9 protein-coding genes are annotated in these 11724 nt (G+C 68.3%); 6 read left to right on the plus strand and 3 right to left on the minus strand.

Annotated elements, in window-relative coordinates:
* The first annotated feature begins 55 nt into the window (after positions 1 to 55).
* Entirely contained in the window at positions 56 to 1105 is a 1050-nt protein-coding gene (locus tag RU09_RS06520) for a hypothetical protein (protein WP_042538729.1), read from the plus strand.
* A 16-nt stretch (positions 1106 to 1121) separates the two neighbouring features.
* On the opposite strand, the gene RU09_RS06525 is transcribed toward RU09_RS06520, so the two are convergent.
* Entirely contained in the window at positions 1122 to 3455 is a 2334-nt protein-coding gene (locus tag RU09_RS06525) for a glycosyltransferase (RefSeq protein WP_042538869.1), read from the minus strand.
* A gap of 40 nt (positions 3456 to 3495) precedes the next feature.
* Here RU09_RS06525 and RU09_RS06530 point away from each other — a divergent pair, with 40 nt between their 5' ends.
* The 5 genes from RU09_RS06530 (at position 3496) to RU09_RS06550 (ending at position 9559) form a co-directional block, all read left to right on the plus strand.
* On the plus strand, positions 3496 to 4662 hold the full coding sequence (locus RU09_RS06530; RefSeq protein ID WP_042538732.1) for a nucleotide sugar dehydrogenase: 1167 nt from the start codon (positions 3496 to 3498) through the stop codon (positions 4660 to 4662).
* A gap of 106 nt (positions 4663 to 4768) precedes the next feature.
* The gene (locus RU09_RS06535) at positions 4769 to 5620 is read left to right on the plus strand and encodes an ABC transporter permease (RefSeq protein ID WP_052492885.1); all 852 of its coding nucleotides are present in this window, start codon (positions 4769 to 4771) and stop codon (positions 5618 to 5620) included.
* The gene (locus RU09_RS18675; RefSeq protein ID WP_231567484.1) at positions 5613 to 7283 is read left to right on the plus strand and encodes an ABC transporter ATP-binding protein; all 1671 of its coding nucleotides are present in this window, start codon (positions 5613 to 5615) and stop codon (positions 7281 to 7283) included. Before RU09_RS06535 ends, RU09_RS18675 begins: the two co-directional genes overlap by 8 nt.
* A gap of 129 nt (positions 7284 to 7412) precedes the next feature.
* A complete protein-coding gene (locus RU09_RS06545; protein ID WP_042538734.1) occupies positions 7413 to 8462 on the plus strand; it encodes a polysaccharide pyruvyl transferase family protein in 1050 nt (349 codons plus the stop codon).
* Positions 8459 to 9559 carry a glycosyltransferase gene (locus RU09_RS06550; protein ID WP_042538736.1) on the plus strand — a complete coding sequence of 367 codons (1101 nt, stop codon included), beginning with the start codon at positions 8459 to 8461 and terminating at the stop codon, positions 9557 to 9559. The genes RU09_RS06545 and RU09_RS06550 overlap by 4 nt, the downstream gene beginning before the upstream one ends.
* Here RU09_RS06550 and RU09_RS06555 read toward each other — a convergent pair whose 3' ends face one another.
* Both RU09_RS06555 and RU09_RS06560 read right to left on the minus strand, forming a co-directional pair.
* Positions 9560 to 10525, minus strand: a complete 966-nt coding sequence (locus tag RU09_RS06555; RefSeq protein WP_042538738.1) for a glycosyltransferase family 4 protein — start codon at positions 10523 to 10525, stop codon at positions 9560 to 9562.
* Positions 10522 to 11649, minus strand: a complete 1128-nt coding sequence (locus RU09_RS06560) for a glycosyltransferase (RefSeq protein ID WP_042538740.1) — start codon at positions 11647 to 11649, stop codon at positions 10522 to 10524. Before RU09_RS06560 ends, RU09_RS06555 begins: the two co-directional genes overlap by 4 nt.
* Positions 11650 to 11724: the final 75 nt, after the last annotated feature.

An 11724-nucleotide genomic window follows, 5' to 3' on the forward strand; every position in this document is an offset into this window, starting at 1 on the left:
CCCCCGTCCTGGGAACGGGCACGGAGAACACAGAGCCACCATATAGTGGGGTGCAGTGATTGTGAAACCGACTCAGCATGTCTTCGCCCACCTCAGCGGGCAGGACGACAACCTCGGTGACTCTGCGTTGCGGCTGGCATATCTCGCCGCTCTGCGAGGCCAGGGACGGCATGTGCATCTCCATCTCGGGGAAGCGACGAGCGACTTCATGGCGGGGTTCGCGCCTGCGACCGACCTCACCGTCTACAACTCTCGAGCGGATTGGTCAGCTGCCGAAGCCGCGACGGCTCGTCCGGTGCTTGCGTTCAACGCCGGTGAGATCAACCCGCGCACGGGTCACTTTCCTGTCCTGGCGCGTGCTGCCGAGTGTGCGCGCGCTCTCGACGCGGGAGGGGCGCTGATCTTCGCGGGCATCGGCATCAAGAACGTCGACAGGCTGCAGGGTGTCGCCTTTGATCCGGTCATGCGTGAGGCCTCGGTGATGTCGTGGCGCGACCTGGGGTCTCGCGATGGTGCCGGTTTCGGCGATTTCGCGCCGGACTGGGCGTACTCAGAGGGTGCGTCTGTCGACGACTGGGCGCCGGCAACCGAGCGGCCGCTCATCGCCGTGACGATGCGCTTCGACCGCGCCTGGCCGGGGGAGGAGTGGCTCGCGGACGTGCGCGCGTTCGCGGCTGCGACGCAGACCCGGATCGTCACCGTGGCGCAGGTGGCGCGTGACGCGCCGCGAGCGGTGCACCTCGCGAGCGCTCTCGGCGGCGAGTACGTGATGCCCTCGAGCATGCGGCACGACGTGCTCGACGAATACGTGCGCGGCGTGTATCGGCAGTCGCTCGCCGTCGTCAGCGACCGGGCACACGGCCTCATCATGGGCGCGACCGAGGGGGCGTACCCGATCGGCTCGGGAAGCGACCCGCATAAGATCTCCCGCCTGCTGGCGGCGGTGGGTCTCGGCGACCTCGTCGGTCGGTACGACCAGTTCGGCGACTTCGCCCTTCGATTCGAGACACACCTTCCGACGCTCGCACCAGCGGTGAACGTCGCCCGCGCCGAGATCGCAGACCTCACCGCACGAATCCGTGCGGCGATGGACGCAGTGGCGTAACGCCCGCGGTCGGGCCTCAGCGCGCGCCGAGCCACCCCTTCGCGCGGTGTGCGAGCGGCTGGAGTCCGGGGAGGCGCCGCAGGGTTGCGCGCCCGAGTGGTGCCGCGGACTGCCACATGCGCTTGCCCCATGTCGCCGAGTCCGTGGACGCGACGGTGCGACCCTCCGCGCGCTCGGCGAAGAACACCAGAAGGCCGAGCAGCTGCCGCGCATCATCGAGAGCCGGCTGCGGTGCGAACTTCGGTGGAAGACCGCCGGTGACCAGGTCGACATACAGCTGAGAGAAATCATCCTCGCGAGCCCGTGACGCAGCATCCAACGACGCCAGCGACAGCTGCGCATAGCGTTCGGGATCCGCGAGCGTCTCGGCGAGCCGGGAGGCGAGCCCCCGTGCGTCGCCCTGAGGTACGGCGACGACGCCCTGGTTCTCCTGCACGAGGGTGAGCCACGGCAGCTCGTACATGAAGACCGGAAGCCCCCGAGCCTGTGCCTCGGCGATCGTGAGCTGGTACCCCTCGATGATGCTCGTCGAGATGAACGCATCCGCAGCGTCGATCGCGGCGACAAGGGCAGCTCCTCGCCGCGGCCCGACGGCGGTGACGGCGTCGCCGACGCCCCGCCGCCGTGCGAGCGTGTTGAGCTTCTTCGCGGTGACGTCATCCCAGTCGGGGCCGATGATCGTGAGGTTGAACGGCACACCGAGAGCGCGCAGCTGCACGCCCACCTCGACGAGCTCCCGCACCTGCTTGGTGCGCTGCTCGAGTCGTCCCCACCACACCAGCTCGAGCCGACCCGACGGCGCGGGCTTCGCACCCGAGTGAGCCGCCGACTCGAGCATCAGCGGCGACGGGGGATTCGGCAGGTACGCGACGTGGTCGATGCCGCGCAGCCGGAAGTAGGCGACATCGAGTGGCGACAGCGTGATGAGCTGGGCGAGAGTGGGGCTGCACCGCTCGATGAGCGTCAGTCGATCGTTGCCGTCGTATACGGGGCGCGCGACGAAGTTGTGCAGCCAGCCGATGGTCGCCGCGCCCTCGGCTCGCGCCACGAGGGCGAACTCCGGCCAGGTGTCCATGTAGAGCACCTGGTGGTCGATGATCACATCGACCTCCTGCGCTCGGCAGATCTCAGCCCACTGCGTGAGCTGAGCGGGGAGCTGACGTGAGGCCAGCTCGATGAACGGGATGCCGACCGGCAGCACGCTCGCGTCGCTCCCGCCGTTGCGCGCCACGACGGTCACGCGATAACCCGCTTCGTGCAGATATCGCGCCTGCGAGGTGAGCACGGCCGAGACGCCCCCGGTGCGCAGCGTCGACGTGACGAGCAGGATGCTGCGCGCAGAACCCTCGGGCGGGCCCTGCCACGTCGTGTGGAACTTCAGGGCTTTCAGCGTCCCCGGATAGAACTGCGCGGCTGCATGCACGATGTCCTTTCCGCTCGCGACGGTGTGCAGATGCGCGAGAGCGCTGTCGAGCACGGCGTCGTCGCTGTGCTCGACGAGCTGAAAGCACACGTACCCGATGATCGACAGGCGCACGGACTCGTAGGTGTCGCGGACGAGGGCCGGGTCGGCATGTGACGCGGCGAGTGCCTCGACAGCCGGCCCGATCGCATCGACCGAGGTGATCGCCCCCGTATAGAACTGCGCGCGTCCGACGGTGTCGACGCGATGGCCGCTGCCGCCGCGCCCGAAATGGTAGCGGTAGAGCTTGTCGGGAACGGCGGTGTAGCTGGTCGCGATCGCCGCCGCGAGGAAGAGCAGCGGGAGGTCGTTGACGCGGGCGAGCGAGAGGTCGTCGGCCACCAGGGAGTATGCCTCGCGCAGCACGCTCGTGCGGAACAGGAATCGCCAGAGTTGGCCCTGTGCCGGCTTGCCGACCGGGAAGAGCCCGCTCAGAACGTCATTGCCGATCAGCGGATGCTGCGGCGGCTGCAGTCGCACCTCGTAGGGACTGCCGGTGCGGCCGTCTCGTTCGACGACCGTGACGCCGAACCCGACGATGTCGGCATCCGTCGCCTCGGCCTGCGCGACCGCGGTCGCTGCGGCATCCGGCGTCAGCTCGTCGTCGCCGTCGAGGAACATCACGCGTTCGGCGCTCGCCGCCAGGACCCCGGTGCGGCGTGCCTGGAACGCCGAGAGGTTGTGCTCATGGCGCACGACGCGCACGCGGGGGTCGCGCTGCCGGAACCGCTCGAGCACGGCGGCGGTGCCGTCGGTCGACGCATCGTCGACGCAGATGATCTCGATGTCGACGAGGGTCTGCGCGAGGGCGCTCTCGAGAGCAGTCGCGACGGTCGCATCGTCACCCGAGACCGGCATGACGATGGTGAGCAGAGGGCGCAGTGTCATCGCGGACGAGTCTATCCGCGGGTCGGGATAGCCTGAGGGCATGAAGATCGCCATCGCAGGGACCGGATACGTCGGCCTGTCCAACGCCGTCATCCTCGCCCAGCACCACGAGGTGTTCGCCGTCGACATCGACCCTGCGAAGGTGGAGATGCTCAGTCGTCGGGTCTCGCCGATCGCCGACGTCGAGCTCGAGGACTACCTCGCCACGCACGAACTCGACCTCACCGCGACGGTCGATGCTGACGCGGCCTATCGGGGTGCCGAGTTCGTCGTCGTCGCGACGCCGACGAACTACGACGAGGTCACCAACTATTTCGACACGTCCTCGGTCGAGAACGTCATCGACACCGTGCTCGCGGTGGCTCCCGATGCCGCGATCGTGATCAAGTCGACCGTGCCGGTGGGGTTCACCGCGCGGATGAAGGCGGCACATCCGGAGTCGAAGATCGTCTTCTCCCCGGAGTTCCTGCGAGAGGGGCGGGCGCTGCACGACAACCTCTATCCCTCGCGGATCGTCGTCGGAGACCGAGGCCCCGTCGGAGAGCGTTTCGCCGAGCTTCTGCTCGAGGGCGCGATCGCCACCGACGTGCCGGTGCTGCTCACCGAGTCGACAGAGGCCGAGGCGATCAAGCTCTTCGCCAACACCTACCTGGCGCTGCGCGTGGCGTACTTCAACGAACTCGACACCTATGCGGTCGTTCACGGGCTCGACACCAAGCAGATCATCGAGGGCGTGGGACTCGACCCGCGCATCGGGTCGCACTACAACAACCCCTCCTTCGGCTACGGCGGATACTGCCTGCCGAAGGACACCAAGCAGCTGCTCGCGAACTACTCCAAGGTGCCGCAGAACCTCATCGCCGCGATCGTCGATGCCAACAGCACCCGTAAGGATTTCGTCGCCACCGACATCCTCGCCCGAGAGCCCCGCACCGTCGGCGTCTACCGCCTCGTCATGAAGTCGGGTTCTGACAACTTCCGGGCGTCGTCGATCCAGGGCATCATGAAGCGCATCAAGGCGAAGGGCGTCGAGGTGGTCGTCTACGAGCCGTCCCTCGACGAAGACGAGTTCTTCCACTCGGAGGTCGTGCGCGACCTCGACGAGTTCAAGGCCCGGGCCGATGTCATCATCGCCAATCGCTCGACGGATGCGCTCGACGACGTCGCCCACAAGATCTACACCCGCGACATCTACGGCCGCGACTGAGTCGCCTCCCGGGTGGCGGAATCGGCGTGTGGGGTAACATAATCCGATATGCCGCCCGGGTGCACACTCACCGCGCATCGGGGTAGAGAGAGGTAGAGGATTCCGAATGGGAGCGATGGCTGTGCCCGCGACCGCCGGTCTGACTGAGGTGGGCACACGCCCCCGATTGCGTGACTATCTGGCAGAGACGTGGCGACTTCGTGCCTTCTCAGTGCGGCTCGCGGGCAGCCGCTTGATCTCGGGTCTGCTGCCGAATCGCCTCGGCGTGCTCTGGATCGTCCTCAAGCCGCTCTCGCTCGCCATCACATATGGCGTGATCTTCCACTTCATCCTCTCGGGCGCCGCGAGGCCAGAGAACTTCGTGCAGTTCCTCATCGTCGGCGTCTTCGTCTTCGAGTTCTTCACCGGTTGCTTCGGAAACGGCTCGAAGGCGATCACCAGCAACTCAAAGCTCGTGCAGAGCTTCGGCTTCCCGCGCATACTGCTTCCGATCTCCGTGATCGCCGAGCAGGCGATGCGGATGATCCCGGTCGTTCTGCTACTCGGCATCCTTCTGCTCATCTTCGGCGAGCCGATCTCCTGGTCATGGTTGCTCATCGTCCCGGTCTTCGCGGTCATGGGCGTGTTCAACCTCGGGGTGGCGCTCGTCGTCGCTCGAGTCTCCGTGCGCACGAGAGATGTCCAGCAGCTGATCCCGATCGTGACCCGTGTGCTGTTCTACGCAAGCGGCATCTTCTTCGATGTCGACGGAGCGCTCGCCGACTACCCGACGCTGCTCACCATCGTGCACCTCAACCCGATCTACGAGTTCATCGCCATCGCGCGCGACGTCCTGCTCGAGGGCTACACCGCTCCGCTGCTCGCGTGGATCGCTGCTCCGATCTGGGCCCTCGTGGTCATCGTCGGCGGCGTGATCTACTTCTGGCAAGCCGAACCGAAGTATGGCCTCAGTGACTGATCTCCTTCTCCCCGGCCAGCAGACCGTCATCGCCGATCAGGTGCCCCGCGCCATGATCGTGGCGGACGACGTGCACATCAACTACCGCGTGTACGCATCGGGCAAGCGGATGACCACCCGCGAATCCCTATTCAGTCTGCGCTCACTCAAAGGCGGACGGGACCTGCAGACCGTCCCCGCGCTGCGCGGGGTGAGCTTCACCGCCACGGAGGGTGAGTCGATCGGCGTCGTCGGGCACAACGGCTCGGGCAAGTCGACGCTCTTCCGGGCGATGACCGGGCTCATCCCGCCCTCGGAGGGGCGCATCTTCGCCAGAGAGCGCCCCGTGCTGCTCGGAGTGAACGCGGCTCTCGTGCCTGAGCTCTCGGGCGAGAACAACATCCGCCTCGGACTGCTGGCGATGGGCTTCACTCCGGAAGAGGCGGCCGAGCACGTCGACGAGATCGCTGACTTCGCCGAACTCAACGACTTCATCTATCACCCCATGCGCACGTACTCCTCAGGCATGGCGGCGCGGTTGCGATTCGCGATCGCGTCGGCAAAGGCGCACTCGATTCTCCTCATCGACGAGGCGCTTGCCGTGGGCGACCGGCGATTCAGGACCAAGAGCGAGAAACGCATCAACGAGTTGCGCGCCAGTGCCGGTCTGGTGATGATCGTCAGCCACTCGACCAGTTCGCTGAAGGAGACCTGCGAGCGGGTGCTGTGGGTGCACAAGGGCGAGCTCATCGCCGATGGCCCCACCGACGACGTGATCGACGAGTACGTCGCCTGGACCAAGAACCCGGGGTCCAACGCCGTCGGCGCAGCCTCGGCGCCCAGGCCCTCGACGAAGAACGCCCCCATCGCTGTGGGCTTCGATGCCGACGGTGTCGAGCAGCAGAGCCTTCGCGCGGCGGGTGGCACATCCGCAGCTGAAGCGCTGTCTTCCGGAGCGAAGGAGCCGCGCGCGCTCGCCCGGCGCGACCGGCATCGTCGGGCAGAGAGGCGCACGAGGAAGCGCAGCGTCCTGCTGATGGTGCTCTCCGGCGTCGCCGTGCTTCTCGCGGTGGCCGCCGGCGCGATCATCGGAACCTTGAGCAGCGTCGCGGCACCGGTCGGCGCCGAGCCGTCCGCGCGTCCGACGCCCGAGCCGTCCACCCCCGCGGCGGACCCCGTGATCAAGAGCTTCACCGCGAACACGGCCACTGTCGAGTGCGCCTCGGAAGAAGCCGAAGGTCAGGTGCTGCTGAGCTGGCAGATCGACGATGCCAAGAGTGTCGCGATCGCGGCGGCTGAGACCCAGGTCGACGCGCTCGAGCTGCCGCTCGCCGCAGCCCTGCCGGCGAATCTCACCGATCGCGCCGTGCCGTTCTCCTGCGCGACCGAGACCGTCGTCTACACGGTGACCGCTGAGAACGAGGATGGCGTGCGGGTCAGTGCTCCCGTCACGGTCACGCGCGTGTTGCCGGTCGAGACCGAAGAGCCCGACTACGACGACTCCCCGTCGCAGCCGCGACCCTCCCAGCCGGCGGAGCCCGAGCCGGTCACCCCGCCGGCTCCTGAAGTGCCTGTCGAGCCCCAGCCGAGCACGCCGCCCACCGAGCCGACGCCGGAGCCCACGACCCCGCCGATCACCGAGCCGCCCGTCTTCGATCCCGGAACCGGCGCGACGACACCCTGAGCACGCGGCGCGCCAGCACCACAGCGCGCGGCATCCGTGAACGGCTCGCCTCGGCGAACAGACTAGATTTACCTCATGCGCCGCCGGGTTCCACGATCGTCCAGAGCGCCCCGCGCCACTCGAACCTTCGTGTCGCTCACGGGCCCCGCGGGCAACCTCGGCGACGCGCTCATCCGCCGCGAGACGCTCGCATGGGCGGTGGGCACGAGTGACGAGCTGGTCGCCTACACCGGAGATGCACCCGATGTGTGGCTGAGACAACTGGGTGTGCCTGCCGGGTCCCTCGTGCTGCGGACCAAGAAGTCGGTGCCGCGCTGGCTCCGGCTTCTCGTTCTGGCTCCGCGTCACCCCGTGCTGGTGTTCGAAGCGGGAGAGATCCCGCTCGACCGCGGCAACGGTCTCAGGGAGCTCGTCTTCCTGGCCGAGACTCTGATCGTCCGACTCAAGGGCGGGGTGGTCGTCCGTCCACCGAGGGGGATCCGTGCGCCCTCGTGGCCTGCTCTCGCCATTCATCGCCTGGCGGCTCGCCTCTCGCAGGTGACGCTGTGGCGTGACGAAGCGACGCTGGCGACCGCGCGGTGCGGCAGGCTCGCACCGGACATCGGCTTCTCGGCGGGGACACGCGCCGGGCTCCCCTGGGGTGAGCGCTCCGAATTGCTGGTGAGTCTGCGGGGTGCGCGCCCGCTGCCGGATGCGGAGTGGCTGGATGCAGTGCGTGAGACCGCCGAGCGTGCAGGCCTCTCGATCCGCACCGTCGTGCAGGTGCGCGAAGACGAGAGCCGAGCGCGTGAGCTCGCGCAGCTGCTCGGCGGCGAGTTCGACGCCTGGGGCGATACCGATCCCCTCGTACAGGAGGAGAGCCTCCGGCAGCGCTACGAGGCGGCGCAGGTCGTCGTCAGCGACCGCATGCACGTGCTCGTGCTCGCCGCTCTGAGCGGGGCGGTTCCCGTCGAACTGGTTCCCGGCCCCACGATGAAGATCACGAAGGCGTTCGCGGCCATCGGGCTGCACGGCGTTTCGGTCGACTCGTCCGCGAGCGACCAGACGCGCATGCGCGCGGCGCTTCTCCCTGCGCCCGAACGCGCGGCGGAGGTCTCCGCACGCGTGCGCATCGCGGCGGCGACGCTCGACGGCATTCAGCAGGAGATCCGCGACACTGTGCGTCGGGTGCGAGCATGACCGACTCGGCGGTGCGAGCCGCGCCCGCGCGCATCCTGTTCCTCTCGCACAGTCATCCTTTCGGCGCTTTCCGTGTCGGCAGCCACCACTACGCCCGTGTGCTGTCCGAACGTGGAGCGGACGTCGTGCATCTGAGCACCCCGATCTCGCTCATCCATCGGTTGACCGGACGGGTCGATCGTCAGCAGCTGGCAGGCGTGCCACGTCGCGCTCGGCGAGACGATGACGGGGTGCTGCAGGTCGTCCCGCGCACGATCCTGCCAGCGCCGGTCGGAGCTCCCCGCGTCGCCCGGATGCTGCAGCACGAAGGCATCGCCGGGGGATTCGACGCCGTGCTCATCGATCAGCCGCTGCTGTGGGACGCCTCTGTGCGATCGCTCTCGCATCGTGTGATCTATCGGCCCACCGATCTGTACCCCGATGGGGTGAAACACGCCCTGCAGCGACGCATTCTCGCCGAGGTCGACGGCGTGATCGCCACCTCCGACGAAGTCCTGCGCGGACTCGGCACCCTGGGCACCCCCTCGCTCGTGCTGGGCAACGGCGCTGAGGTCGTCCGCTTCGCACCGCAGGTCGGCGAGGATCGCGCCCGTGCGGCGCGGTGCGTCTACGTCGGTGCGCTCGACGGCCGATTCGACTGGGAGCGCGTCGTCGCCTGGGCGCGAGCACGACCAGACGTCGGCTTCGTCATCGCCGGTCCCGACGCCCGCCCGCCGCACACGGTGCCGTCGAACGTCGACATCATCGGGCCCGTTCCTTACGCCGAGATTCCGGCGCTGCTGCACACGGCGCGCGTCGGCCTTCTGCCGCTCTCCGACAGTCCGCTCAATGCCGGCCGCAGCCCGATGAAGCTCTACGAATACCTCGCGGCTGGTCTGGCCGTGGTGGCGCGCGAGACGCCCGGCATCCGCGAATCATCCGATCTCGGCATCGAGGTGTACGACGACGACCGGGGTGCGGATGCCGCGCTGGAACGCGCCTTGGGACACCCGTCGCCGAACCACGCCGGCATGGACGCGGCATCCTCCGCATCGTGGGAGCGCAAGACCGATTCGCTCGAGGACTTCCTCTGGTCGGTCGAGCGACGCAGAACCTAGTCAGCCGAGCAGTCGGGTGATCGTCTCAGAGACGATCCCCGCGGTGCGATTCCAGTCGTAGCCCTCGGGTGGTGCGACCCGTCGCCGGGCGGCCACGGCCTCGGTCAACGCGTGCGCCCACTCCTGCGCATCGCCGGGGGAGGACACCGCGTGACCGCGGTCTCCGACGATCTCCGCGACCGATTCGCACCCTGCCCAGTACACGACAGGGGTGCCGCAGCGGACCGACTCCAGGGCCGGAAGGCCGAACCCCTCGAGCGTCGAGGGCATCACGGTCGCCGCAGCGCCCCGATAGAGATCGGCGAGCCTCTCGTCGTCGACTCCGCTCACCCAGCGCACTCGGGCGTCGACGAGCCGCTGCGTGGCCCTGGTCTCGAGGTCGGCGATCTCGCGCTCGGGAACCACGGCGACGAGGCGCACGTCGCGCGCCGAGACCAGGGCGTCGAGGACCACGTCGAGATTCTTGTGGGCGCGGCCGTTGCCGACGAACAGCACGTAGGGATCGGACTGCTGCAGCGCGCCTGCGCGGGGGTGGAAGGCGTCAGAGCACCCGTTGCCCGCATTGACGATCTCGACATCGTCGTCGTTCACCCACGAACGAAGCGCTCGGGCCGATGTCTCGGAGACGGTGAGCACGGCGCCTGCTCTGCGGACGACGCTTCTGACCGGACCGGAGTAGTAGGCCGCGAACTTCCAGCGGTCGAGCCCCGGGGCGCTCAGCTGGATGAGATCGTGCAGCGTGAGCAGCTGCTTTCGAGCACGGAGGAGCGCACCGTAGCCGGGCGAGTAGACGAGAGCGCCGGGAGCGGCGGCGGCACCCACGGAGCGGAACGCGTCGACCGCGGAGAACGGGGTGCCACCGAGATGCAGGGGTGCCCAGGGCAGAGACAGCCGGGGGAGGACCTCCGCGGCATAGCGGCCGATGCCGTGCGTGCCGCGATACCGGTCGTCGACGAGAACGGTCACGCGCTCCTCGTCTCCGGCTGGCGTGCGCCGTCGACAGACTCCGCCACCCACTCCCTGATGCGATCGGCGAACACGGCTTCGGAGAACTTCTCCGCCTGCGTTCGGCAGGCTTCGGGTGAGACGCCGGCGGCCACCTCGACCGCACGGCGCAGCTCGTCGGTCGACCAGTGCTCGACGAACGCGCCGGTGCTGCCGTCGACGATCGTCTCGCCCGTCCCACCCACGGCGGGGGCGATCACCGGTCGGCCCGCTGCCATGGCCTCGACGGGGACGATGCCGAAGTCCTCCACCGCGGGGAAGACGAGGGCGATGCAGCGCTGCAGCAGCGCCCGGTAGAGCTCCGCTCCCGGCGACCGCACGAAGAAGACCCGACCGGGTGCGCGCTCCTCGGCGAACGAGCGCAGACGTGCCTCGTCCGGTCCCGCACCCGCGAGAACGACGGGCACGTCGGCGGCGATGCCGGCCTCGATCACGAGATCAAGGCGCTTGTAGGGAATGAACCGGGAGAAGCCGAGGAGGAATGTCTCAGGCAGGAGCGCAAGGGCGGCCTCATCGCGTTCGTCCGGTTCCGGTGCACGGAGGAAAGCCGTCACATCGACGGGAGGGTGGATCACCGTGCTCTCGCGATGCCACGCCTGGGCGATGCGCTTCTGCACGAACACGCTGTTCGCGGCGATCGCGACCGGTTCCTGAGCACGCCTGCGATCGAGCCCCTTCAGCATGTTCGCGGCGGCCCTCGCGGCGAACGTGTCGCCGCGCACATCGAGCTCGGGGTTCCAGATGTAGCGCGCCGGGGTGTGGGCGTAGACGAGCTTCGGGGCGCCGCGCCCGGAGCCCGCGAATCTCGCATGGTGTGCGAAGAGATGCGAGCTCGTGAGGATCCAGTCCGCATCGACGCCCGGAAGAGTCCGCCAGGCGAGCGGCATCAGACCGACGGCTGCGGCCTTGCGTCCGCGCAGCGGTGTGCGGGCCAGCCATGTCTCGCCATCGACGACGAAGCGGCCTTCGCTTTCATTCCACAGGCAATAGCGGGCTGCGTCCGGGAAGACCCGGCTCAGCGCCTCGAAGACATTCTCGGAGCCGCCTCTCGGAGCGAGCCATTCGTGCACCAGCACACCGCTCACAGCGCCGACCTCGCACCACAAGGCACGCGGGCGCGCAGTGTCGGCTGGGCCTCTGCAAGCATGCGTCGAGTCTAG

This window comes from Microbacterium sp. MEJ108Y, assembly GCF_000834175.1.
Lineage (GTDB): Bacteria > Actinomycetota > Actinomycetes > Actinomycetales > Microbacteriaceae > Microbacterium > Microbacterium forte.